This window comes from Devosia sp. 1566 (genome assembly GCF_004005995.1).
Lineage (GTDB): Bacteria > Pseudomonadota > Alphaproteobacteria > Rhizobiales > Devosiaceae > Devosia.
Map to the genome: position 1 here is coordinate 176,324 of NZ_CP034767.1, position 23,390 is coordinate 199,713.

At 63.8% G+C, this 23,390-nt stretch carries 30 protein-coding genes; 13 read left to right on the forward strand and 17 right to left on the reverse strand.

The features are described 5' to 3' along the window. Positions 1-71: 71 nt before the first annotated feature. Entirely contained in the window at positions 72-1,280 is a 1,209-nt protein-coding gene (locus ELX51_RS00805; RefSeq protein ID WP_127751726.1) for an O-antigen ligase family protein, read from the forward strand. Next, complete coding sequence (locus ELX51_RS00810) at positions 1,277-2,152, forward strand: glycosyltransferase family 8 protein (RefSeq protein ID WP_127751727.1); 876 nt, start codon at positions 1,277-1,279, stop codon at positions 2,150-2,152. Before ELX51_RS00805 ends, ELX51_RS00810 begins: the two co-directional genes overlap by 4 nt. A 101-nt stretch (positions 2,153-2,253) precedes the next feature. On the opposite strand, the gene ELX51_RS00815 is transcribed toward ELX51_RS00810, so the two are convergent. The 6 genes from ELX51_RS00815 to ELX51_RS00840 all read right to left on the reverse strand — a co-directional run bounded on the left by ELX51_RS00815 (position 2,254) and on the right by ELX51_RS00840 (position 7,289). Next, positions 2,254-3,051, reverse strand: coding sequence for a hypothetical protein (locus ELX51_RS00815; protein ID WP_127751728.1), 798 nt, complete (start codon positions 3,049-3,051; stop codon positions 2,254-2,256). Positions 3,052-3,230: 179 nt separating this feature from the next. After that, complete coding sequence (locus tag ELX51_RS00820) at positions 3,231-3,719, reverse strand: hypothetical protein (RefSeq protein WP_127751729.1); 489 nt, start codon at positions 3,717-3,719, stop codon at positions 3,231-3,233. Positions 3,720-3,836: 117 nt separating this feature from the next. Continuing rightward, the gene (locus tag ELX51_RS00825) at positions 3,837-4,673 is read right to left on the reverse strand and encodes a metal ABC transporter permease (RefSeq protein ID WP_127751730.1); all 837 of its coding nucleotides are present in this window, start codon (positions 4,671-4,673) and stop codon (positions 3,837-3,839) included. Next, positions 4,670-5,524 carry a metal ABC transporter permease gene (locus ELX51_RS00830; RefSeq protein ID WP_164854690.1) on the reverse strand — a complete coding sequence of 285 codons (855 nt, stop codon included), beginning with the start codon at positions 5,522-5,524 and terminating at the stop codon, positions 4,670-4,672. The genes ELX51_RS00825 and ELX51_RS00830 overlap by 4 nt, the downstream gene beginning before the upstream one ends. Continuing rightward, positions 5,521-6,396, reverse strand: coding sequence for a manganese/iron ABC transporter ATP-binding protein (locus ELX51_RS00835; RefSeq protein ID WP_127751731.1), 876 nt, complete (start codon positions 6,394-6,396; stop codon positions 5,521-5,523). The genes ELX51_RS00830 and ELX51_RS00835 overlap by 4 nt, the downstream gene beginning before the upstream one ends. After that, on the reverse strand, positions 6,393-7,289 hold the full coding sequence (locus ELX51_RS00840; RefSeq protein ID WP_127751732.1) for a metal ABC transporter substrate-binding protein: 897 nt from the start codon (positions 7,287-7,289) through the stop codon (positions 6,393-6,395). The genes ELX51_RS00835 and ELX51_RS00840 overlap by 4 nt, the downstream gene beginning before the upstream one ends. A gap of 125 nt (positions 7,290-7,414) precedes the next feature. Here ELX51_RS00840 and ELX51_RS19860 point away from each other — a divergent pair, with 125 nt between their 5' ends. Further along, positions 7,415-7,561, forward strand: coding sequence for a hypothetical protein (locus ELX51_RS19860; protein ID WP_164854691.1), 147 nt, complete (start codon positions 7,415-7,417; stop codon positions 7,559-7,561). Positions 7,562-7,571: 10 nt separating this feature from the next. Here the strand turns inward: ELX51_RS19860 and ELX51_RS00845 are convergent, their stop codons facing one another. The 5 genes from ELX51_RS00845 to ELX51_RS00865 form a co-directional block, all read right to left on the reverse strand. After that, positions 7,572-7,979 (reverse strand): DUF1801 domain-containing protein, encoded by a 408-nt coding sequence (locus ELX51_RS00845; RefSeq protein WP_127751733.1) that lies wholly within the window; start codon positions 7,977-7,979, stop codon positions 7,572-7,574. 56 nt (positions 7,980-8,035) lie between these two features. Then, positions 8,036-8,248, reverse strand: a complete 213-nt coding sequence (locus ELX51_RS00850) for a hypothetical protein (RefSeq protein ID WP_127751734.1) — start codon at positions 8,246-8,248, stop codon at positions 8,036-8,038. A 17-nt stretch (positions 8,249-8,265) separates the two neighbouring features. Continuing rightward, positions 8,266-8,454: a DUF3606 domain-containing protein gene (locus tag ELX51_RS00855; protein WP_127751735.1), complete on the reverse strand. Its 189-nt coding sequence runs from the start codon at positions 8,452-8,454 to the stop codon at positions 8,266-8,268. A gap of 77 nt (positions 8,455-8,531) precedes the next feature. Beyond that, a complete protein-coding gene (locus tag ELX51_RS00860; protein WP_127751736.1) occupies positions 8,532-9,425 on the reverse strand; it encodes a hypothetical protein in 894 nt (297 codons plus the stop codon). Continuing rightward, complete coding sequence (locus ELX51_RS00865) at positions 9,422-10,321, reverse strand: ABC transporter ATP-binding protein (protein WP_127751737.1); 900 nt, start codon at positions 10,319-10,321, stop codon at positions 9,422-9,424. The genes ELX51_RS00860 and ELX51_RS00865 overlap by 4 nt, the downstream gene beginning before the upstream one ends. Before the next feature lie 252 nt (positions 10,322-10,573). On the opposite strand from ELX51_RS00865, the gene ELX51_RS00870 reads away from it, so the two are divergent. Beyond that, positions 10,574-11,362: a siderophore ferric iron reductase gene (locus ELX51_RS00870; protein WP_164854692.1), complete on the forward strand. Its 789-nt coding sequence runs from the start codon at positions 10,574-10,576 to the stop codon at positions 11,360-11,362. On the opposite strand, the gene ELX51_RS00875 is transcribed toward ELX51_RS00870, so the two are convergent. Next, on the reverse strand, positions 11,359-11,895 hold the full coding sequence (locus ELX51_RS00875; RefSeq protein ID WP_164854693.1) for an SH3 domain-containing protein: 537 nt from the start codon (positions 11,893-11,895) through the stop codon (positions 11,359-11,361). The two genes, ELX51_RS00870 and ELX51_RS00875, sit on opposite strands and share 4 nt — an antisense overlap. Positions 11,896-12,036: 141 nt before the next feature. Here ELX51_RS00875 and ELX51_RS00880 point away from each other — a divergent pair, with 141 nt between their 5' ends. From ELX51_RS00880 to ELX51_RS19865, 4 genes are read left to right on the forward strand one after another with little or no spacing between them, the layout of a single operon-like run. Further along, entirely contained in the window at positions 12,037-13,062 is a 1,026-nt protein-coding gene (locus ELX51_RS00880) for a D-glycerate dehydrogenase (protein ID WP_127751740.1), read from the forward strand. A gap of 57 nt (positions 13,063-13,119) precedes the next feature. Next, positions 13,120-13,539, forward strand: a complete 420-nt coding sequence (rbfA, locus tag ELX51_RS00885) for a 30S ribosome-binding factor RbfA (RefSeq protein ID WP_127751741.1) — start codon at positions 13,120-13,122, stop codon at positions 13,537-13,539. Continuing rightward, positions 13,536-14,438: a tRNA pseudouridine(55) synthase TruB gene (gene truB, locus ELX51_RS00890; protein WP_127751742.1), complete on the forward strand. Its 903-nt coding sequence runs from the start codon at positions 13,536-13,538 to the stop codon at positions 14,436-14,438. The genes rbfA and truB overlap by 4 nt, the downstream gene beginning before the upstream one ends. Before the next feature lie 59 nt (positions 14,439-14,497). Beyond that, on the forward strand, positions 14,498-14,671 hold the full coding sequence (locus ELX51_RS19865) for a hypothetical protein (RefSeq protein WP_164854694.1): 174 nt from the start codon (positions 14,498-14,500) through the stop codon (positions 14,669-14,671). Here the strand turns inward: ELX51_RS19865 and ELX51_RS00895 are convergent. Further along, on the reverse strand, positions 14,668-15,417 hold the full coding sequence (locus tag ELX51_RS00895; RefSeq protein ID WP_127751743.1) for a phosphatase PAP2 family protein: 750 nt from the start codon (positions 15,415-15,417) through the stop codon (positions 14,668-14,670). The genes ELX51_RS19865 and ELX51_RS00895 overlap by 4 nt on opposite strands. Positions 15,418-15,570: 153 nt before the next feature. Here ELX51_RS00895 and ELX51_RS00900 point away from each other — a divergent pair, with 153 nt between their 5' ends. Next, the gene (locus tag ELX51_RS00900) at positions 15,571-16,524 is read left to right on the forward strand and encodes a diacylglycerol kinase family protein (protein WP_127751744.1); all 954 of its coding nucleotides are present in this window, start codon (positions 15,571-15,573) and stop codon (positions 16,522-16,524) included. Next, on the forward strand, positions 16,521-17,351 hold the full coding sequence (locus ELX51_RS00905) for a metallophosphoesterase (protein WP_127751745.1): 831 nt from the start codon (positions 16,521-16,523) through the stop codon (positions 17,349-17,351). Before ELX51_RS00900 ends, ELX51_RS00905 begins: the two co-directional genes overlap by 4 nt. A 152-nt stretch (positions 17,352-17,503) precedes the next feature. Here the strand turns inward: ELX51_RS00905 and ELX51_RS19870 are convergent, their stop codons facing one another. Both ELX51_RS19870 and ELX51_RS00910 read right to left on the reverse strand, forming a co-directional pair. Continuing rightward, positions 17,504-17,674, reverse strand: coding sequence for a hypothetical protein (locus tag ELX51_RS19870; protein WP_164854695.1), 171 nt, complete (start codon positions 17,672-17,674; stop codon positions 17,504-17,506). Between the two features lie 143 nt (positions 17,675-17,817). Next, the gene (locus ELX51_RS00910) at positions 17,818-18,570 is read right to left on the reverse strand and encodes a Crp/Fnr family transcriptional regulator (protein ID WP_248305210.1); all 753 of its coding nucleotides are present in this window, start codon (positions 18,568-18,570) and stop codon (positions 17,818-17,820) included. A gap of 116 nt (positions 18,571-18,686) precedes the next feature. Between ELX51_RS00910 and ELX51_RS00915 the strand changes: the two genes are divergently transcribed. Next, positions 18,687-19,067 (forward strand): hypothetical protein, encoded by a 381-nt coding sequence (locus ELX51_RS00915; protein WP_127751746.1) that lies wholly within the window; start codon positions 18,687-18,689, stop codon positions 19,065-19,067. 1 nt (position 19,068) lies between these two features. On the opposite strand, the gene ELX51_RS00920 is transcribed toward ELX51_RS00915, so the two are convergent. After that, on the reverse strand, positions 19,069-19,536 hold the full coding sequence (locus tag ELX51_RS00920) for a hypothetical protein (RefSeq protein WP_127751747.1): 468 nt from the start codon (positions 19,534-19,536) through the stop codon (positions 19,069-19,071). Positions 19,537-19,751: 215 nt separating this feature from the next. Between ELX51_RS00920 and rirA the strand changes: the two genes are divergently transcribed. After that, positions 19,752-20,246, forward strand: coding sequence for an iron-responsive transcriptional regulator RirA (rirA, locus tag ELX51_RS00925; protein WP_127751748.1), 495 nt, complete (start codon positions 19,752-19,754; stop codon positions 20,244-20,246). A 128-nt stretch (positions 20,247-20,374) separates the two neighbouring features. Further along, positions 20,375-22,189, forward strand: coding sequence for an ATP-binding cassette domain-containing protein (locus tag ELX51_RS00930; RefSeq protein WP_127751749.1), 1,815 nt, complete (start codon positions 20,375-20,377; stop codon positions 22,187-22,189). On the opposite strand, the gene ELX51_RS00935 is transcribed toward ELX51_RS00930, so the two are convergent. Then, positions 22,186-23,241, reverse strand: coding sequence for a LacI family transcriptional regulator (locus tag ELX51_RS00935; protein WP_127751750.1), 1,056 nt, complete (start codon positions 23,239-23,241; stop codon positions 22,186-22,188). The genes ELX51_RS00930 and ELX51_RS00935 overlap by 4 nt on opposite strands. Positions 23,242-23,390 lie beyond the last annotated feature (149 nt).

A 23,390-nucleotide genomic window follows, 5' to 3' on the forward strand; every position in this document is an offset into this window, starting at 1 on the left:
GGTGAGCGCCGGTTGACGGCCGGGGCGGCAGCGACCATGGTCGCCCCAGCCACTCAGCCCAGGACCTGCGCTTGCTTCGATCAACCCTTACCATGCTGGCATGGTGCGCCCTGGTTTGCGGGCTGACCCTGCCGACGCTAGCGCCGGGGGCCGCCAATATGCTCACCCTGGTGCTGATGGGGGTGGGCTTGACCTTGCTGCCCACGGCCGAAGGGCGCGGGGCGCTTGGGCAGCCAGCGACCTGGCTGCCGCTGGTCGCCGGCGGCTTGATGCTGCTGGCCATTGCGGGTTCCGCACGCGAGCCGATGTCGTTTGGTGCCATCATTTTTCTTGTGCCCCTGTTTCTGGCCGCGCCGCATGCTGCCCTGGTTGAGCAATTGGGCGCGCGCCTGACCCTAACGGCGGTCGGGACGCTGGCGTTGCTGGGCGCTATCGCAGGAGCGGTGGTCGCGGGATTCGACGTCTTTGTCATGGGCGAGCCGCGCGGGGGGGTGCTGGTCAACAACCCCATCCACCTGGCCGACCTGGCGCTGACTTTGGGCTTTGTCGCGGCAGTGGGGGTGTTGAGCCGATGGCGTTGGCGGGCAGTATTCCTGCTCGGCCCGCTCGCGGCGCTGCTGGCGATCTGGTTTTCCGGCTCGCGCGGGCCGCTGGTGGCCTTTGTGCCCATGAGCATGGCCGCGCTTGCCGGTGCCGCGGTGCATTATCTGCCGCGCCGGCGCGCCTGGCTGCTGATCGGGTGTGGTGCAGTTGCCGCGCTGCTGGTATTTGCCGTGCTGATCGGCACCGGCTGGATCGAGCGCACGGGGCCCTTTGGCGAGATCGTGTCGCTGTTCCGTTCGGGCGAGCCTGGCGACGATTCCACCAGCCAGCGCCTCATCATGTATCGCAGCGCTTTGGCGGCCTTCATGGCCTCGCCGGTCTGGGGGCACGGGCTGGGGCACTTCATGGAGGCCGCAGCCCAGTTTGCCCCTCCAGGGGCGCGGTTTCCCAAATACGACCATCTGCACAATGACATCGCCGACTTTGCGGTTTCAGGGGGCCTTTTGGGCCTGCTCTCCTATGGCTTGATCCTCCTCGCGCCGTTTGCCGGCGCCTGGCGCGCCCAAGGGTCGCAGCGCGCACCAGCGCTCTATCTGGCGCTGGTCGCCAGCGTCGGCTATGCGGGCATGGGGCTGACCAACGCCATGTTCGGCGTGTTGGCCCAAACGCTGGTTTACACCGTGCTGCTGTCGCTGATTGCGGTGCTCGCCAGCCGGCCTAAAGAGAGTTTCCCTTGAGCGACCGCCCCATCCATATCGCGCTGACCTTTGACGACAATTTTTGGGCGCCGGCCTATGCCACGATGCGCTCGGTGTGCCTGTTCACCCATCGACGCAGCGACTTGGTGTTTCACCTGTTCCATCGCACGCTCACGGTGGAGCACGAGGAGGACCTGCTCGCCATTGAGAGCGAGTTCGGGGCGCGGCTCGAATGGTATGACCTCGACGCTTCCCCCTTGTTCGCCGATGTGGCAGCGCGCATGCCGCTCAACAAGCGACTGTCCAACATTGTTTATGCCCGGCTGATGATCGATCGCCTGCTGCCGGCTGGGGTGGAGCGGGTGCTGTATCTCGATTGCGACATGCTGGTGCGCGACGCCATCGAAAAGCTGGTGGAAATGGACATGCTGGGCCATCCCATCGCGGCGGTGCGCGACACGATGGGCGCCTTCATCACCGGGGGGCGTGACCTCAAGGCCAATCGCGATATTCTTGATCCCGCCGATCCCTATTTCAATGCCGGGCTGGTGCTGATCGATGTCGTCCAATGGCGCGACGCCGACATCCTGGGCCAGCTCGAAGTGGCGCTGCGCGAGGGCGTGATGGAGCGCATCTATTATGACCAGGATTTCTTGAACCTGGTGTTCAAGCGGCGCTGGCTGCAACTGCCCTGGCGCTGGAACACGATCGATGCGCGCCACGCCCATGAAGGGCTCGACCCCGCCATTCTGCACTATACCGGGGAAGCCAAACCCTGGGGCATCTTTGCCGGCATGTTCCACTGGGTGGCCTTTGGGCGGCTCTACCGGCATGTGATGGGCAATGAGCTGTTTTACCGCTTCGCCCGGCACCGCTGGAAGCGCTGGTGGTTGAAGAAACTGGGGCGTTAGGCGCTGCAGCCCTCGATCGGGCGCTGTGACGGGATCTCAGGATGGATCCCGGCTCGAGGCCGGGATGACAGCGAGTTCCGGGGAGCGACAGCGGCCTTCTCTTAGTCCAGCGTGATGCCTTCGCGGTCGCAGAGCTGGCGCATGGCGCTCCCGGGAGGCGGTGCGGGCAGGGCGGCGCGGCCGCGATTGGTCAGCTGCGAACGCCAGAGGTGGATGCTGAGGGTTTCGGGACGGAGCGCCGGGCCGACGCTGCTGCCGGGCTGCATCAGGGCCGGGATCTGCTCATAGGCGAGAGGATAAAACACCGGCTGGGGCTGCACCCAGTCGAGCAGATCGCGCTTGGCCATGAAATGGGTAAGCGCAAAAGGTCCCGTGGCGCCGAACTGCATCTGGTGGGGCAGCACTTTTTGCCCGAGCAGGCGCCGCGCCGCTACTTCGAGTCGCCGGCCCAAGGGTAGGTGGGGCTCGAGTAGCGGCCGATCATGCGGCTCGAATATGCCCAGAAGATCCCCCAGGAGCGGGGCGTCGGCGGGAATATGCAGCACGGCATTGTTGATCGAGCCGGGGCGCTCCCACCCCATCAGGTAGTCGGGGTTCTCCGGGAAGGGGCGCACGCAATAAACGTCCAGATCGGCATAGATGCCGCGCCCGGCGCGCAGAAGTTCGAGCCGGAAGCGGTCGGAAAATACCGCCGGTGTGCCGCGGTCCTTGTAGAACACGAGCGCTTCGCGCGCGAGGATTTCGGCGGCGTCGCGCCGCTCGGCGCCCGGAGGCAGCTCCAGCGGATCAAAGCTGTAAACGGCGACGGAATGGCCGTGCCGCAAAAACGAGGTGATCGACAATCGCTCGAGCCAGCCAATGGGGCCATGCCAGAACGAGACAATGGGTGGCGCACTCACGAGGCTTCAGCGCTCATACCGGCAAGGCGAATGGTTGGTGGCAAGTCGTGCGGCGCTCATGCGTTGGTCCCCAGAATCGGGCGCAAGCTAGCGCTTTGGGTGACGCCCCGCCAGCATTGTGGGTGGTGGTCAAACGGGGAAACGAACTGGCGCGCGGACCTGCCGCGCGCCAGCAAAGGCTAATTGGTCGTGGGGGCAGCGGACGCGCCGGAATTGGTGGTTGTTGCAGCGGGCGTTTCCGGAGCCGCCGAATTGGAAGCCGCGCCAGTGGTGAAGCCGCCAGCCTGACACGCTTCAATATCGATGCTGGCAAGGTCAACGCTGGTCGCCGGGGCAGCGGGGGTGGCTGGATCGGCAACCGAGCCTGCAGCATTGCTGTTGGAGGCGTCGGTCGCTCCGTCATTGCCGCCCAGGGGCGAGGTGCCGCCGATCGAAGGGGCCGAGGGGTTGGTGCCCGCCGTAGCGTCGGGGGTGGCCGCTGATGTGGCGGCGCTCGCCTGGCCGGTGCCCGCGGGCGCATTGTTGTTGGACAACTCGTCGCAACGGGCCTGCACCGCACCCAACTGATCGGCGGGAACGTCGACGCCGTTGATCTGCTGGGCCTGCGCCAAAGCGGGGCTGCAGAGGCCCGCCGTCAACAAAACCAATGCGGTGGTGCGCTTGAACATGAATGTTTCTCCTCTTCCCTTGGGCTGTTTGCCGGTAGGTTAACGGGAGAGGGGGACAGGCGTTGCGAAAGGGCCCCACGCCATCACAGGTGATCGGCGCGGGGATATGCCCCGGGGTCAAACCGGCAGCGGCGCGGGGCGACGCGTGGTCCAGATGAAGGTTGCTACAAAGACGCCGCTGAGCAGCAGCACGATCGTGGGAGCGGGGGCGGAGTCGATGAAGAAGCTGAGATAAATGCCCAGGAGCGAGCAACTCACGGAAATAGCCGTGGCCAGCAGCATCATTGGACCAAAGCGCTTGGACAACAGGAAGGCGATGGCACCGGGGCCCACCAGCATGGCGACCACCAGCACGATGCCCACTGCCGAAAGGGCGGCGACAATAGTGAGGGAAAGCAGCACCAGCAGCCCGTAATGCAGGGCGCGCACGGGCAAGCCGATAGCGCCGGCCTGCTGGGGATCGAAGGTGAACAGGAGAAAGTCGCGCCATTTGGCGGCGAGCACGCCACAAACAAGGACCGCGATGATCCCCGACAGCGCCAGATCGCCGCCATCTACACCCAGGATATCGCCGAAGAGGATGTGGTCGAGATGCACATCGGTTTGGATGGCGGTGTAGAGCACGATGCCGAGGCCAAAGAGACCGGCAAAGACCACGCCCATCACAGTGTCTTCCTTGATGCGGCTATGCTCAGTCAGAAAGCCGACCGAAAGGGCGCAGCCCATGCCCGCGATAAAGGCACCGACCCCAAAGGGCAGGCCAATGATATAGGCGAGCACGACGCCGGGGAGCACGGCGTGGGAAATCGCGTCGCCCATCAGCGACCAGCCCTTGAGCACCAGAAAACAGGACAGGAGCGCCGTGGGCACGGCAACCAGCACCGCAATCAGCATGGCGTTGGTCATGAACGGAAAGCTGAAGGGCCACAGGGCGTAAAGCCAGAAATCGCTCATTGCGCGATCTCCCGCGCCGCGCGACGGCGATTGGCGAGAATGCCGTGCTTGGGGGCGAACACAAAGGCCAGCAGGAACACGATGGTCTGCAGGCACACGATCACGCCGCCGGTGGCGCCATCGAGGAAGAACGAGAGATAGGCGCCGGCAAGGCTCGACAGCGTTCCTACAAGGACGGCGATGGTGATGACGCGCCCGAACCGGTCGGCCAGGAGATAGGCGGTGGCGCCGGGGGTGACGACCATGGCGATGACGAGGAAGGCGCCCACGGTTTGCATGGCCGCGACCGTGGAGGCACTGAGCACGGTAAAAAAGATGACCTTGAGCAGCGGCGGGTTGAGCCCGATGGAGCGGGCATGGGATTCATCGAAGAACGTGACCATCAGATCCTTCCAGAGGAGGAGCATGACGCCCAGCGTCACCAAGGAAATGATCACCAACTGCAGGGTTTCGTTGGGCGTGACGGCCAGGATATTGCCCATGACGATGGTCTGGATATTGACCGAGGTGGGCGAGAGCGAAATCATGAAGAGCCCCAGCCCGAAAAAGCCGGTGAAGATCAGCCCGATCACCGCATCTTCCTTGAGCTTGGTGCGCTGGGTGAGAAACAGCATGGCGCCGGCCGCCAGACCGCCCGACAGGAACGCCCCGAGTGAAAAGGGCAGGCCCAGCATATAGGCGCCCGCGACACCGGGCACGATGGAGTGCGAAAGCGCGTCGCCGATGAGACTCCAGCCCTTGAGCATCAGATAGGCCGACAGAAAAGCGCAAACGCCGCCGACCAGCGCCGACACCCACATAGCATTGATCATGTAGTTGTAGGTAAAGGGCTGCAGCAGCGCTTCGATCATGGCTCGGCACCCGATTGCTGCGTGGTCATCTTGCCCTTTTCGCCATACATGACGAGTGGCCGCTCATCGTCGGTGAGCACCGAGACCTGGCGCGGATCGTCATCGGCATGCAGGCCCTGCCCGGCGAGCACGAAATGGCGCAGGGCGCCGCCAAAGGTGAGTTCGAGATTTTCGCGGGTGAAGATCTCGGGAGTGGGGCCATGGGCGAGGACGGTGCCCTTGACCAGCACAGTGCGGTCGCAGAATTCAGGCACCGAGCCCAGATTGTGGGTTGAAACCAGCATCACCTTGCCTTCGTCCCGGAGCGCGCTGAGCAGGGCGATGATGGCGTCCTCGGTCTTGACGTCCACGCCGGTGAACGGCTCGTCGAGCAGGATCACCGCCGACTCTTGCGCGAGGGCCCGGGCGAGGAAGACGCGCTTGCGCTGGCCGCCCGATAGCTCGCCGATTTGGCGCTTGCGGAAGGGAAGCATGTCGACGCGCTCAAGGGCGGAGGTGACCATCTGGTGGTCAACGGCGCGGGGGATGCGGAGCATGTTCATATGCCCGAAGCGCCCCATCATCACCACGTCTTCCACCAGCACCGGGAAGTTCCAGTCCACATCCTCGCTTTGAGGCACATAGGCGACGAGGTTGCGCTTGAGCGCTGCCTTGCCAGACAGGCCCAGAATGCTGACCGAACCGGTGCTGAGCGGCACAAAGCCCATAATGGCCTTGAACAGGGTGGATTTGCCCGAGCCGTTGACACCCACAAGCGCGGTGATGGTGCCGCGTGGAATGGCAAAGCTGGCATGGCGCAGGGCGGTATGGCCGTTGCGATAAGCAACGGTCACATCGGCGACCTCGAGGCCGGGTTCGACAAGGGCATTCAAGGGCGCAACCCCGCAACGATGGTGGATGTGGTTACGGCAAGAAGATCAAGAAAGGTCGGCACGGGGCCATCGGGGTCCGACAGCGAGTCCACATAAAGCACGCCGCCATAATGGGCGCCAGTTTCGCGCGCCACCTGCTCGGCCGGCCGGGGCGAGACGGTGGATTCAGAGAACACTGCGGGGATGTTGTTGGCGCGCACGGTGTCGATCACGCGGCGCACCTGCTGGGGCGTGCCCTGCTGATCGGCATTGATGGGCCAGAGATAGAGCTCCTTGAGGCCCAGGTCGCGGGCGAGATAGGAGAAGGCGCCTTCCGAGGACACGAGCCAGCGCCGCTCTTCGGGGATAGCCTCGATCTGGGCACGCAGTGGATCGATCGAGGCACGGATCTTGGCCGAATAAGCCTCGGCATTGGCCTTGTAGGTTTCAGCATTGGCCGGATCGTGCTCCACAAAGGCGTCCCGGATATTGGCAACATAGGTCAGCGCGTCAGTGGGCGACATCCAAGCATGGGGATTGGGCTTGCCCTGGTAGGGGCCCTGGCCAATGCCGATGGGCTCGATGCCTTCGCTGACCACGACGCTAGGGACATCGGGCAAATTGCCCAGGAACTGCTCGAACCATTGCTCGAGATTAAGCCCGTTCCACAAGATGAGATCGGCGTCCTGCGCGCCCACGAGGTCGCCCGGGGTCGGCTGGTAGTTGTGGATCTCGGCCCCGGGCTTGGTGATGGAAACCACTTCGGCAGCGTCGCCCGCAACATTGCGGGCCATATCGGCAATGATGGTGAAGGAGGTGACGGCCTTGAACCGATCCTGTGCCTGGGCGGGCAGGGTGGAACAAAGCGTGGCAACGGCAAGCAGCGCGGAAAGAAGATAGCGAGGCATAGGCATCCCAGGCATGTTTCAGTTGACCCTTCGGAAGGTAGTGCAATTGCAAATCATTTGCAATAGGCGTGAGGAGCGGAGCCAAATGCCCGGCCGTCCGTTGGGGTGCAGCGCGAGTGGAGGAGCCTGCCTTGGATCGTAAATGGATTGCCGGACTGATCGTTGCTGCCATTGTGGTCGTGGCCCTGCTGGTATTCAGCCAAGGGTCAAACCAGCCCGACCCGGTCGCCGCCGATCCGGGTCTCACCAGCCCCAGCGATCCCGCGCCGCGGCCCTGACCGGCGGGGTTTAGGGGGTGGGAGGCGCAGTTTTACCCTGGCGCGGCTTGGGCGCTTGCCGGGCGCGATTATAGGCGACGGCCCTGGCGACCAGCTGGGTGAGGGCGGATTCGTCGAGCGGGCTGTCCTGGAAGAGGTCAATAGCGCGCCAGAGATTGCCCTCGAGCCCGGCATTGAACAATCCATCGGGATCATCGAGCTTGGCGCCATGCGAGAAGGTGAGCTTGACCTTGTCCTTGTGGGCATTGCCCACCACCAGCTGCCCATTGGCGGACCAGACGGGGCTGCCCCGGTATTTCCATTCCTCGATGATCGCGGGATCGGCGGCGAGAATGGCGCGCCGCGCGCGGGCGAGCAGGTCACCGCGCCAGTCGCCGAGTTCGGCAATCAAGTGGTCGAGTTGTTCGGACGGGCTCATTGCGCAGCCTCCCCACCAAGCTTTGGGGCTAGCATGGCACGGCGCGCCACCCGGCTCTAGTGGCTGGGATCGTCGAAATCCCGGGACTCGTTGTCAGGCTCGATATAGCCCTCGCGCTGCAGCCAGTCGCGCAGGATGCGGTTGATCGCATCATTGCGGCTGAGCTGGCCGGCCGAGGTCTGGCTATGATCGGCCACGAAACGGTCAATGCCCGGCAGCAGGTCGGCATCAAGATCGGGGATGGGGCTGTGGTCGGGATGGGGCTGCATGGGCACACTCGTGGGGATCAAAGGGGGCGCTTGTGACGTTCGGCGGCGGCGTCGGGATCTTCGCGATCCCCGGTGCGCGCCAGAATTTCGCGCGCCTCATCGATAGACAGGCCATGCCGGCTGGCAAAGGCCGCCACTTCATGGGGCAGGTCGACAGACAGGCGGCCTCGCTCGGCACCGCCCAGCAAATCCTTGGGATCCAGCATGATGGTCGCCTCCGCTTGGGGTTGCACAAGGTAACCCCGGTCGCGGGCGCCGGTTCCGCCATGCTGTGCGCCGAGCGCTACTCGCCAATGCCGCGGCGGCGATACTGGCTGGCAAAAAACACCAAGACGAGGGCGAGCACGACGCCGATCCCGATCTGGGTCCAGCTGATGCGTGCGACGAGGTCAGTGGCGAAGTCGACAAAGCTGAAGGTCGCGGCGGTGGTGGTCCAGGCCTCGATATAGCCTTGCGTCAACGGGAAGTCGGCGCGGTATTGCAGATATTCCCAGGTGCGGGTGCTGAGCGGCTGCCAGCCACCGCCAAACACCACCCATTCGAGGGTGGAGAGAATGGAGGGGAACAGCAGCGACAGGGGAATGGCCCAGCGCCCGACCACGGCAGCCAGGGCGCCGACAAAGGCCATGAAGGGCAGGTACCACAAGAGGCCCACCACCAGAACGACGAGAAGGCTGGCGGCGATCTGGCCATAAACCCCGGCCACATTGCCAAGCAGCGCATAGCCACCCCCGCCATTCATGGCAGAGGTGGATACGGCAACGCCAAACAGCAGCAGGCCGCTGAGGAGGGCAATGAGGTAGATGATGGCGGGGAAGATGGTGATCGCGGCGGTCAGCTTGGACAGCAGCACCGTGAAATCGCTCACCGGCATCGACTTCCAGAACAGCATGGCATTGTTGCGTTTGTCGGCGGCAAAGCTGTCGGCGCAGTAAAAGAACAGCGTCGCCAAGAGGTAGAGCAACCAGGCAAAGGCGAAGCCCAGAAAGCCCCACTCATAGATGCGCATGGGCGCGGCGGTGAACAGGGCGCCCGAAAAGCGCATATCGATGCGCCCAACGGTGAAGGCGAGAATGGTCGAGCCGAGCAGGACCGCCACCAAGAGAAGCGGGCCATAAAGGAAAGCGCCGCGATGTTCGAGGAACTCGCGCCAGATCAGGGCAGCAAAGGCCTTCATGGGACTGGCTCCGCATTGGCGGTGGGTCGCTGCATCAGGGCGACGAAGAGATCGGACAATGTAGGGGTCGACAGCACGCCCAAGCCCTCGAGCTGCTCGCGCGGCACATGGTCAAAGATCATCACCGTTTGGCCGAAGCGGGTTTCCTCGTAGACCGGGCCAAGGCCGCGGGCGACGGCCTGGTTCTCGGGATCATTGCTGACCAGCTGGATGAAATTCTGCGCCACATCAGCCATGGGTTGGTGCAGGATCAGGGCGCCATCGCGGATGAACATCACATCGGTGAGCATGAACTCGATCTCATCGACCTGGTGGGTGGTGATGATGAGCGTGCGCTCGCCGGTCATGTAGTCGTCGAGCAGCCGGCGGTAGAAGCGCTTGCGATAGGTGATGTCGAGGCCAAGGGTGGGCTCGTCGAGGACGAGGAGCTTGGCGTCGATGGCCATGACGACCGCCAGATGCAGCTGGGCCAGCATGCCCTTGGAGAGGTTCTTGATCTTGAGCTCCGGCTTAAGATCGGTGCCCTCAAGGAAGCTCTGCGCCTTGGCGGGTGAGAAATTGGGGTGGATGCTGGCCACCAGCGAAAACAGTTCGCGCACCCGCAAGAAGCGGGGCAGGCTCGCCACATCGGAGATGAAGGCGACGTCGCGCATGAGGCGGGCTCGGTGGGCAAAAGGATCAAGGCCGAGAACCCGGATGGTGCCACGGCAATCGGTTAGGCCAAGCATGGCATTGAGCGTCGTGGTCTTGCCCGCCCCATTATGGCCGATCAGGCCATAGATCCGGCCCGCCGGAATATCGAAATCAAGCCCATGCAGGATCTCCTTGCGGCCAAACTTCTTGCGCAAGCCACGCGCAGTGACGATCGGCTCGATGCGGGCGGAGGGCTCAGTCATCGCTGGATCCCGGCTAGGAGGAAGGGGGCGATTGCGGCAAGGGGCGCACACTGAGGCAACGCCCGGATGGGCCGTGCGATCCGCGACCTTTGGTCCTGACGGCAATTGTTGCCCGCTGAATCGATCACGGCTGAGCTCCTCGCGTCAGAATAGATAGGACGCTGAGGGGTGGGTCAATCTGCGCCGCGCGCCGACTTTGCAGCGGGCCGCGGAGCGCGATAGGTTAAGCCCTGCTTGTTCCGGACCCTCCCAGTGACCGCCCGTTCGTTTTTGTTTCCGCCCAATGATGCCGATATCGCGCTAACCCGGCTCCTGGCCAGGGCGGTCGAGGTCACCGGCTTTCTCAAGGGTGCGCCCGGGAGCCACAAGCCGGGTTGGTACCGGCACGGGCTCGATAACGGCCCCATGCTGCGCGACCTCTACGACGCGCTGGCGCAAGCCTATCCGGCGGGTGGGCCCGCCTTCTGGGCGGTGCGGCTGTGGACCAATCTGTTGTGGCAGCCGGCTTACCTGGCGGTGATCGCCGTGCATGCCCATGGCGGCGTCCCCGATCTCCGCGCGATGTCGCAATGCCGGCAGATGCTCGACATCAACGGCTTTCGCCTGCCACCCGGGCCGCAGCGGCAGGGCGAGGTCGAGGCCATGATCGGCTGGGCCGCGGCGGACCTGAGAGCCACGGCCGAAACACTCCTCGAGGAAATCAACGCGATCGTGCGCTTCAAGCCCGTGCCGGCGCAACGTTTGCTCGCCGCGCGGGTGCTGGGGGTCGTGGCGCTGCTGGAACGGATGCGGCCGGGGATTTCGCCCGACGAGATCAGCCGCCATGCACAGAGCTGGCTTGCGGCACTGGATCTGGTCGGGCAGGGAACGCTGGAGCCCGTGGTGCTGCCGGATGGGCGCCAAAAGCTGGTGCTGGCGCGCAAGGGCTGTTGCCTTGATTACCTGGTGTGGCCGGACCGGCTTTGTGCGTCCTGCCCCAAGCAAACCAGGGCGGTCCGGCTGGTCCGCCAATGCGCCGAGCTCGAGGCCCAAGCGGGCTAGTTGAACACTTCGTCGGGGTAGACGCCCCAGATTTCCTCCTGGTGCAAGAAGCCCGAATAGGTCGCGGTGCGCTGCCCGTCGCCGCCGGCGGCGCTGACTTCGCACCAGGTGCCATCGCATTCCTTGATCTGGACGCGCAGGCCCGCGCCAAGTCGAGCGCGCACGCCCGAATCGTCGTTCATGCCCGAGCGCAGCGCGATCTCGCCATTGGCGACGACCGGCGCGACATAACCGGCGCGATTGCCTGACAGCAGGTTCTGGTGCACCCAGCCCTCGTCGCCATCCTGGTCGCGGATCTTGCGCCAGGTATCGAACTCCTGCACGATTTCCACGGGAATGCCGGACTGCCGGTAGATCCAGGCGATGTCGTATTTGGTGCCGGGGCCGACGCGCACATTGATGGGCGTCGAGCGCGTGCTGGCAAAGCGGGGCAGGGGCAAACCGCTGGGATTGTCGGCCTGCGCCCAGGCCTGGACCGGCGTGAGGGAGCCCGGCAGCGCCAGCAGCGCTGCCAGAATTGGAACAAGTGCCAAACGGGCACGGGACCGCATTGCGCTGCGGAACACGCTAAACATGACTTTGCACAAAGAATACATTTGTCCTATCACTAAGGCATGATCCTTAATGGTCGCTGAAAACGGAAGGCCTTGTCCTCCGCCACGCATCGGGACTGCATGACCGGCACGAAACCCAAAGTCCTCGTTACCCGCCGCCTGCCCGAAGCGATCGAGGCGCGTATGGCGACATTGTTCGAGACCGACGTCAACGAGGCCGATGGCATTCTCGCGCCCGCCGACATCGCCGAAGGCTGCATCGGCAAGGATGTGCTGGTATGCTCCATCACCGACCGGATCGATGCGTCGCTGATTGCCGCACTGCCCCCTTCGGTGCGCATGATCGCCCAGTTCGGCAATGGCGTGGACAATATCGATGTGGAAGCAGCCTGGGCCGCCGGGCTCACCGTCACCAATACCCCAAGCGTCCTGACCGATGACACCGCTGACATGGCCATGGCGCTGATGCTGGCGCTGCCGCGCCGGCTAGTGGAAGGCACCCAGATGCTGATGCGCGATCGCGCCTGGGCGGGCTGGTCCCCGACCTCCATGCTGGGGCACCGCCTGCGCGGCAAGGCGCTGGGGATCGTCGGGATGGGGCGCATCGGCACCGCGGTGGCGCAGCGCGCCCGCGCCTTTGGGCTCAATATCCATTATTGGTCGCGCAACCGGCGTCCGCCGGGCCTCGAAACGCCGCTGGGCGCAACCTTTTGGCCCGATCTCGATGCCATGCTCGAGGCGGTCGATATTGTCTCGCTCCATACGCCGCTGACGCGCGAAACGCTCCAGATCCTGGGCGCCGAGCGGCTCGGGCGGATGCGCGCGGGCAGTTTCGTGGTCAATGTGTCGCGACCTGAACTTGTGGACGAAGCAGCGCTGGTGGCGGCGATCGAAGCGGGCCATTTGAGCGGGGCCGCGCTTGATGTGTTCGAGCATCGCCAGGGCATCAATCCCAAGCTCCTGGCGCTGGCGGAAAACAACAAGGTCGTTCTAACCGCCCACATGGCCTCCGCGACGATCGAAGCGCGGGTGGAGATGGGAGAAACGGTGATCGTCAATATCCGCGCCTTCATGGATGGCCACCAGCCGCCCCATCGCGTGCTGCCCGATGGCGTGCCCAAACCCGCTCGTGTCGCCAGCGCGTAAGCGGGCGCGCTGCCGTGGGGCGTTGACTAGCAACCGGTGAGGGCCTATGGGGCCGCAATGAGCAGAGACCAAAAACCCCTCGGGCCAACCCAGCGCATGTTGCGCGTCGGCGAACTGGTGCGGCACGCGCTGGCCGCCATTTTCGCGCGCGGCGATGTGGAAGACGATGCACTGCATGGCGCGGTGATCACCGTGCCCGAAGTGCGCATGAGCAATGATCTCAAGATCGCCAATGCATATGTGATGCCGCTGGGCGGCGAGCATGCCGAGGAAATCGTGGCGGCGCTGAACCGGCATCGCAAGTTCATCCGCGGCCAGGTGGCGCCGCAGATCAACATGAAATTTGCGCCCGAGCTGCGCTTTTTCGTCGACGAAACCTTCGAGGAAGCCAGCCGGATCGATGCGCTGCTGCGCTCGGATCGCGTGCAGCGCGACCTCAAGGCCGGCGAGGACGACGAGGACGATACGCAAGCGTGAGTGCCCCCAAGCGCGTCAAGCGCCCCGTTTCGGGTTGGGTGGTGCTCAACAAGCCATTCGACATGACCTCCACCCAGGCCGTCGGCAAGGTGCGCTGGCTGTTCAGCGCGGCCAAGGCTGGCCATGCCGGCACGCTTGATCCCCTCGCGACCGGCATCTTGCCTATCGCCTTAGGGGAAGCCACCAAGGCGGTGCCGCAGGTGCAGGACGGCACCAAGCGCTATCGCTTTGCCATTCAGTGGGGCACGGCGACAACCACGGACGATGCCGAAGGCACGGTCGTGGCCCAGTCGGAGCATCGGCCGTCCGAGGCCGAGCTGAGTGCGGTGCTGCCCCGGTTCACCGGCGAATTGCTGCAGCGCCCGCCAATTTTTTCGGCGCTCAAGATCGATGGCGAGCGCGCCTATGACCTTGCGCGTGCTGGCGAAGCGGTGGAACTGGCGCCTCGCCCTGTGCAGATCGATACTATCGAGCTGATGGAGCATAGCGCGGAACGCTCGGTGCTGGAGGTAACCTGCGGCAAGGGGACCTATGTACGCTCGCTCGCGCGTGACATCGCCGAAGCTCTGGGCACGCGGGGCCATGTGGGTATGCTGCACCGCGCGGCCGTCGGGCCCTTCACCGATGCTGACGCCATCACCATCGAGCAGCTCGAAGCGGTTGAGCCGGAGGCGCGCGACGCCATGCTGCTGCCGGTTGCGGCGGGGCTGGTGGAGCTGCCCGAGCTGCGGCTCGATGCGCTGCAGGCCAATGCGGTGCGCCACGGCAATGCGGTGCTGCTGACTGGCGCACGCGCCCCGGTCACGCTGGATGAAGCCTGGGCCAGCCATGGCGGTCGGGCCATTGCCACTGGCTCGGTGCAATTCGGCCAGTTCCAGCCGCGACGCGTCTTTAACTAAGACGGCGAGGGAACCCCGCCCTTTGCCTCGGCTTAATGGTGCACAACCAGGAGGCAGAGATGATTGAAGACAAATTGCGCGAAACCATTATCGGCGAATTGCAGCGCCAGGCCAGCAACCAGCCTGACAAGCTCAAAGTCACCGCCCAGGACGATCGGCTGCGCGTCGAAGGCGACGTCAATCTCGATGATCTGGTGATGGCCGTGCTCGGGTCGGTGGCCGGCGGCCCCTAAGCGGTCCGGTCGCTCAAGGTTTCAGCGGGGGGTTGCTCGACATGCCCCCGCTTTTGCAGCCAGATGGCAATAACGCTCCAGAGCAGCGCCCAAGCGGCGCCAATGCACCAGCCGGCTAGAATATCGCTGGGGAAATGCACCCCAAGATAAAGCCGGCTGAACCCGACCAAGAGGGTGAGGAAAACCGCAGCGCTCAGGGCATAGATCTTGAGCGCCAGTGTTGGTGCCAGCCGCGCCAACAGCGCGCCGATCGAAAGGTAGGTCACCGCCGAGAGCATCGAGTGCCCGCTGGGAAAGCTCGAGGTAAACTGGTGGGTAAAAGATTCAAGATCGGGGCGGGGACGGTCGTAACCCATCTTGAGCAAGGTGCTGAGCGCCGTGCCGCTCAGCACGCACACCACCATGAGGAGGGCCGCATGGCGCAGGCCTGCCAGCACCAGATAGATCGCCACGCCCACGACAAGGAGCCCGAGGCAGGCGAAGCTGCCCAGCGCGGTGACGTCGCGCATCATCTCCTGCACCCACAGCGGCCCGATCAACTGATGGCTCGGGTCGGGCGTGCGGAACAACATCAGGAGGGCGGTGTCGAAAGCCTCGGTATCGCCTTCGCTGACCTGGTCGGCCAGTGACAGAAACGCCAGCACGAGCCCGCTCACCACGGCGACGCCAGCCAGCACACTCGCTTCCCCACGAGCGAAGTTGATGACGCTGCGCAGGTTCAACAATTGGGAAAGCGATCTTGCCATGTTTGCCTCTATTGGTGGGCGAGCAACGCCGCCGGAGGTCGCGATGTTCCACAATCGCAGGTGAGCCTTGTGGTGCGACGCCGCTGCATTGAACCATAGCGCGCTCTCACCGTTGTGTAACAGCGATTCCCCTCCTTTCAGCGGGCGACACTGATGGTCGAACGACATTTCCACGTGATCCTTAACACCAATGCCGGCACGGCCCATGCAACCGGCACGACGGGTGAGACGCTGGCGGCCATGTTCGCCGAGGCGGGGCTGGAGGCCACCATCGACGCCGACGGCGACGCTCCCTTCAAGGAGCGCATCGAGCGGGCGCTGCAAAGCCCCGCCGATACCATAGTTGCCGCCGGTGGTGATGGCACGATCACGGCGCTCGCCCATGCGCTGGTCGGGACGGACAAGAACCTCGCCATCCTGCCGCTCGGGACCGTCAACCTGCTGGCGCGTGACCTGCATTTGCCCCTCACCGTGCCCGACGCGGTCAAGCAGCTGCAAACCGCCGAGTTGCGCCGCATCGATGTGGGGCAGATCAACGGGCAAACCTTCCTGCATAAGGTCGTCATCGGCACCATCCCCGGGGTAGCGGCTGGGCGCGAGCATATTCGCGGCACCATGAGCATCGGCACCAAGATCGCTTTTTTCCGCTATTTCACTCGCCGCCTGGCGCGGGCACGGCGCATGGCCGTGCGCATCATGCCGCGCTCGGGCGAAGCGCGGGTGGAGCGGGTGCAGTCCATTGCCGTGTCAAGCAATGCCTATGAGGAGGGGTTCGGCAAGTTCTTTGCCCGCAACCGGCTGGATCGTGGGAGCCTGACGCTTTATGTGATCAAGCACCTCAATCTTGGAGATGTGGCGCGCCTGACGGCGCGCATGTTGCTCGGACGGTGGCGTGACGATGAGGCTCTCACCATTGAAAGCGTTGACGAATTGACCATCGAAACCCGCAAGAAGGCCCTCAAGGTGATGTTGGACGGAGAGGTCGAGACCTTCTCGACACCCTTGCATTTCAAGATCCTGCCCCTGGCGCTTTCGGTGCTGGCGCCGGCTGCCCCCGAGGCGCCCTCTGATGCTCCGCTCCCCCTGGAGGAGGGGCTGGCGCCATGAAGGTCGTCCATCTGTCCGACTTGCATTTCGGCAAGCATGACACACGCATATCCGCAGGGTTGGCGGCCGATATCGAATTGCAACAGCCCGATCTGGTAGTGGTGAGCGGCGATTTTGCTCAGGTCGGCAGCCGGGAAGAGTTCGTTACGGCGCGAGCTTTTCTCGATTCCCTGAGCGCGCCCTATTTTGCAGTTCCCGGCAATCACGACGTCCCGGCGATCAATCTGGTACGCCGGTTCCTCAACCCCTATGGTCTTTACCGCCGCTATATCGCTGAGGAGCTGGAGCCGTTCCTGGAACTCAATGGTGTCGCCTTTGTGGGTATGCGCACGTCTCGCCGCATGCGGCTGGAATGGAACTGGGGCCATGGCACCATTTCGCGCGATCAGCTGGAGCATCTTGAGGAGCGGTTCAGCAAGGCCTCTCCCGATGCAATCCGCGTGGTCGTTGCCCACCATCCACTGCTTTATCCCACCCAGCCCATGCAGCAAACCGAGGCCCGGATCGTCAAGCGAGCCGACGAGGCGCTCGAGACCTTTTCGCGTCTGGGCGTGCGGCTGGTGTTATCGGGGCATTTCCACCTCTCTTATGTGCGCAAGCACGAGGCGGTTGGTGCGGTCAAGGCAGGGGCGCCTACAGGGCTGCGTAAATCGGCCGTGGCGCCGATTTTGGTGGCGCAGGCGTCTTCTACCATTTCAACGCGCCTGCGCGGTGAGCCTAACGCCTACAACCTCATTGATTTCAAGGACGGCATGATCGTCATCACCGTGCGCGAATGGGCGGGCGAAACCTGGAAAACGCGCGAAAAGGCCAGCGAGCCCGCTTGAGCGGTGTTGCGCGCGGCCTCCCGGCTGCCGGGCGCCAAACTGCGCGCAAAAAAAGACCCAGAGCAGTGTGCATGGCTCTGGGTCTTGCTATTCTTTGGAGGTCGCAGTTGGCCACTGCTGCATCTCAACGTCAGTAGCGCGCAAACGGTTCCTTATGGTGCGCCTTTTTGTGCGCGCTCATTGTCCTTGTCGGCCTGTTCGGCGGCACCACGGGGCCCCGCCGGCTTGGGGGCACGATCGGCAACCGGGCTGTAGTTGGGATCCTCATCATCGACCGCCTTGCCGATGGGTTGAGCGGGTCCGCGCGGATTTTGGTTGGTCATGACTGAACTCCCTAGTCGCCGTCGACAGCAACAGTCAGGGTTGCAAGAACGGCAGTGGTTACAGCGATCAACATGATAGTCATCGATTAACTCGACTGTTGGGTGGTCATGGGAGAACAACCCTCGTGGGGCGGGGGCGTTCCCTACCGATCGGCACTAACTTGAGCGAGCTGCCCGCGCCGCAGCGGTACCCCGATCAGGCGCTCATATTCAGCTTCCGGGACGCCGTAGCTGCCTTGGGCCACTGTTTCAAGCGTCGCACGGGAGACCACCTGCACATTGCCGCGCGTGGCCCGGATGGCGCCCAGCCCCTCGATCGTGTGCAATGCGTCGGTGATCCCGGCGCGGCGCACGCCGAGCCGCGTGGCCAGCAATTCATGGGTGAGGGGCAGATCGTTGCGATCGAGCCGGTCATGGGTCATCAACAGCCAGCGCGCAAGGCGCTGGTGCACGCTGTAGCGGGCATTGGCGACCACCGAATGGATGATCTGCAATTCAAGCGCGTGCACGAAGCGGAGCAGCAATTGCATGGTGGCATGGTGCCCGCCAATGGTCCGGCGCAGCGCTTCGCCGCTGATCTGCCAGCCACTGCCCTCGATCTGCATGGAAATTTCATAGGGACTGGTGCCCACGGAAAGCAAGCCCTGATGGCCAATCATCGCCTCGCGGCCAAGATGGGCGGCTTCGACCATCTGGTTGTCCCCGCTGCGCGCCACAGCCGAAGCGAGCCCGGCTTCCAGAAAGACGTGGCACTGCACTGCCTGTCCTGCTCCGGCCAGAACCGTGTTGGTGGGCAGGCGCAAAAATTTGAGATGAGGATAAAGCGCAGCAAAGCTGTCTGCTGGCATGGTCCGTAGCAAATAATTGCCCATCAAGGGCTGGCGCGATTTGGGCACGGGGGCTCGTTTCTAGAGGGGAAAAGAGTGGCTGCAGACATAACTTACAGAAGCGCAAGTCGTTCGCTTTTTTCTACAGTCGGACGAGGGCAGGAAAAACCGGAGTAGTCGCACTGATGCGCAAGAAACCCTTGGTGATTGGCTGGACGCTGGTGCCGTCCGAGCGCATGGCCCTGCTGGCCCGCTTCGTGCCGGTTTATCCTGATGTGGTTGCCCACCATGTGACGCTGCAATTTGGGGCGCCCGCCTGGGCAGCGCTCCCTGTGGAACGAACTGGCGACATCGTCGGCCGGACCGATGACGGCGTGGGTTTGGAAGCCCTGGTGCTGCGGATCGGCGGCACGAGCGATCGGCCGGGTGGGGGGACCTACCACATCACCTGGTCGCTGGACCGAGGCGCCGGGCGCAAGCCAGCCGACAGCAACGAAGTCCTGGCTCGCCTGGGCTGGACCGACATCCCGCCGGTTTGCGTGCGATTGCTGCCCGGCCGGTTCTAGCTCAGATAAAGCCGCGCTCGCGCAGTTCGGCAATCGACTGGGCGGCGCTGCGATGATGTACGAAAATGCCGCCGGCTTCTTCCCAGAGATGCCGGTACTTGTCGCGGTCGTCCACCAGCACATCGCCGGGATGGGCATGTTCGCGCTTGAGGGCGGCGCTGGTGGTGATCACCGGCACGCCGGGGAAATGCTGCTCGGCCCAGCGCCGCTTTTGTGGCTCGGCCCAATTGCCCCGAGGCAGGCCGGTGAGGATGATGGGGTTGAGATGCTTGACGGCGTCGAACAACTCCATGGCGTCAGGCAGGGGTTCGAGCCGCGCGAAGAACTCTGGCGCGGTTGCTAGGGCCTTCCAAAACTTGCCCAAGCCATGGCGGCGTTCATAGTCGCGCGTCGACATGCCGAAAATGGCCTCCGCCCCCTTGTCGAAATCGGCCAGAACGCCATCGCAATCCAGATAAACCTGCGCCATCCCCGTCCTCCTCAGCGCTTCAATGCGCAACGGGGCAAGTGGCTCCGCCTGCCCAGCATGAGGGGGTTCGCGCAGGACCGCGCATGGCGGCAGTGAACTAAGTTGAATAGCGACATCATGTTTGGTTGACACATTTTAGAATGGTTATAAGGTGCAGCGATCAAACGATGCAGCCGCTCCGCGCTCCGCGAGAGGAGCGGACAGAAAGGTCGATCTTGAGACTGACGCGTCAATCCAACTACGCCATCCGCACACTGGTTTACTGTGCAGTTAACGAGCCGGGTCTGAGCCGCGTTGCCGACATCGCCCGCGCTTATGCCATTTCCGAGCTGTTTTTGTTCAAGCTGATCAAGCCGCTGGTCGAAAATGGCCTGCTGCGCACCGTGCGCGGGCGCAAGGGCGGCATTACGCTGGGCAAACCTGCTGACCAGATCACGCTGCTTGAAACTATCCGGCTGACGGAAGAAAATTTCGCCCTGGCAGAGTGCTTTGAAGAAGGGGCCGATTGTCCCCTGATCGGCGAATGCGACCTGAACGGAGCCCTGCGCGAAGCACTGGGTGCGTTCTTCACCGTGCTGGAAGGCTACACCATCGCCGATCTGGCGCACAAGAAGCGCTCGATCCGCGAGCGGCTTGGCTTGCAGATGCTCGAGGAAGTCGGTCAAGCCGACGAGATCGAGGAAATCGAGCCGGAAGCCAGCCCAGCCTAGCAACAGGCCCGCTGCTGCCTTATCTAGGCTGGTTGGGACCTTTGCGTCCCGACCGGCCCTTTGCGCTTGTCTCGCATTGATCCGCCCCTATCTTCGTGATTTATCGCGCCCAAACGCTTGGACGACTTATGGCTGCTGCCCCGCTTCTTTCCCTACAAAATATCCAACTGACCTTTGGCGGCACGCGCCTCCTCGAGGGCGCCGAACTGATTGTTTCCCCGGGCCAGCGCATTGCGCTGGTGGGACGCAATGGCTCCGGCAAATCCACCTTGCTCAAGATCGCGGCCGGCGACGTGCAGCATGATGGGGGCGTTCGCTTCGTTGAGCCCAGCGCCACCTTGCGCTACCTGCCGCAAGAGCCTGATCTGTCGGCCTTTGCTACTACACTCGAATATGTCGAGGGGGGGCTTGGGCCGGGCGATGATCTTTATCGCGCCCAGTACCTACTGGAATCGCTGGGGCTGACCGGCACGGAAAATCCGAAAAACCTTTCTGGCGGCGAGGGACGCCGGGCGGCGCTGGCGCGAGTTTTGGCGCCAAAGCCAGATATCCTGCTGCTGGACGAGCCCACCAACCATCTTGACCTGCCGGCCATCGAATGGCTGCAGCAGGAACTCAACTCCATGCGCTCGGCCATGGTGCTGATCAGCCACGACCGTCGCTTCCTGTCGGACCTGACCCGCGCCACGGTGTGGCTCGATCGCGGGGTGACGCGGCGGCTGGACAAGGGCTTCTCGGCGTTTGAAGCCTGGCGCGACGAAGTGCTCGAGGAAGAAGAGCGCGACCGCCACAAGCTCGACCGGCAGATCGTGCGCGAAGAACATTGGCTGCGCTATGGCGTGACGGCGCGCCGCAAGCGCAATGTGGGGCGCCTCGAGCGCCTGTCCGGGCTGCGCCAGAACCGTCGCGAGCAGCGGCGGGTCACGGGTTCGGTCAACATGCAGGTGTCCGAGGGCCGCACTTCGGGTGCGCTGGTGGCGGAAGCCGAGCATATCAGCAAGACCTATGGCGATCGGGTGATTGTCGCCGATTTCTCCACCCGCGTGTTGCGCGGCGACCGGATTGGCATTGTCGGGCCGAACGGCGCGGGCAAGACCACGCTGATCAAGATGCTGACCGGCCTTCTGCCGCCCGATAGCGGCACCGTCAAGCTGGGCGCGGCGCTCGAGATGGCGATGCTCGACCAGGGCCGCGCCAAGCTGCAGCCCGAAACGCGCCTCAAGGATGCCCTGACCGGCGGGGGTAGCGATACCATCCACATCAATGGCGAGCCGCGCCATGTGGTGGGCTATATGAAGGACTTCCTGTTCACGCCCGAACAGGCCAATACGCCCATCGGCAAGCTTTCGGGCGGCGAGCGGGCCCGGGTGGCCCTGGCGCGCGCCTTGTCGCTGCCGTCGAACTTCCTCGTGCTCGACGAGCCGACCAACGATCTCGACCTTGAAACGCTCGATCTGCTCGAGGAAATGGTTTCGGACTATGCCGGCACCGTAGTGGTGGTGAGCCACGATCGGGACTTCCTCGATCGGGTTGCGACCTCCATCATCATTGCCGAGGGGGATGGCATATGGACCGAATATGCCGGTGGCTATTCGGATATGGTGATCCAGCGCGGCGCTGGGGTTAATGCCCGCGCGCCCATAACCAAGGCGACCCACCGCCCCGGCAAGACCTCGCTGGCGCCGGTGACTGCGGCAACCGGCAAGCGCAAGCTTTCCTTCAAGGAGCGGCATGCGCTCGAGAGCCTGCCCAAGGACATCGAAAAGCTCGAGGCCGAGATCAAGGCGATCAACCAGGCGCTGAACGATCCCAAGCTTTATGCGCGCGACCCCGCGGCATTTGCTGAAAAGTCCAAGGCCCTGGTCGCAGCCCAAAGCCGGCGCGACACCGCCGAGCAGCAATGGCTTGAACTCGAGGAACTGCGCGAAACGCTCGAGGGCTAGGCGCCGTCGGCCCAGGGGAAAACGGGTGTGTCGAGGGCGTGCAGGTCTTCGACGGGCTCGCCCGCAATCCGCCGCAGCAGCAGCGAGCCCAGATTGAAGCCGGCTTTGTTGAAGTCCTCGAACACGGTTTCGGCCCCGGGCTGAAACTGGGCGAAGAGGGGGGAGGCTTGCTTGGTCACCACATGCACGCTTTGGCCCACGACGGGGCCGCTGTCGTTGAGGCCGCCGATTATGGCGAGGGCTGAAAGCTCGGAGGCTCCGACATAGCCGTCGGGAGGATTAGGCCGCTTGGCGCGCTTGATGACATAAGTGCGGATGGCGTCGGTCGGGCTGGCCAGGGTGACATCAGCCGCGAATTCGCACTCGATGCCGGCCTCACCGGCGGCGCGGAGCATTCCCGTCTTGAGGTGTTCGGTATAGGTCAGCGCACTGTCGGGCAGCACGATCGAAACCTTGCGGCACCCCTTCTGCACCAGGCGCTTGACGGCGCCATAGGCATAAGCCTCGTTGTCGAAATCGGCATAGGGATGCGCTTCGGGCCACATGCAGCGGCCGTGACTGACAAAGGGGAAATCGTTATCCAGCAAGAAGCGGATGCGGTCGTCGAAGGTTTCCACCTTGGAAAACACCACCCCATCGGCCATGCCATTGCGAACGATATGCCGGATCGGCTCGATCGAGGGCACATTGCGAAACAATGGCGTGATGATGAGATGGAAGGGCGTGTTGCGCATCGCTTCAGTCAGCCCGGCAACGATCGATGAGCCAAAGCCATAGATCTGCTCGTCGGGTTCGAGCACCAAAGAAAGAACATTGGTGCGCCCGGTCTTGAGGCGTAGGGCCGCTCGATCAGGCAGGTAGCCGATCTCGGCTGCGATCTTTTGCACGCGCTCGCGGGTGTCCTGAGCCAACTCGGGGGCATTGTTGAGGGCGCGCGAGATGGTGGTGACCGCCAGCCCGGTCATTTGTGCGATGGTTTTGAGGGTGGGCTTGCCGGACGGCTTGACGCCCCGCTTGGGCTGCACAGGGGCAGGCAGGTTGTGCTCGGACACTTGCAACTTCCTCCGAGCCGGGCGGGCTCCCGGCTGCGCTGTTATCGTCCGACACCCATCAGATCGCGTCGGACCTTTCAACGCCTTAGCGCCGATAGCCGGTTAAGGGAAGTCCGTCGCGCGTGGCGTCCCGGACCAAGACGAAAGTT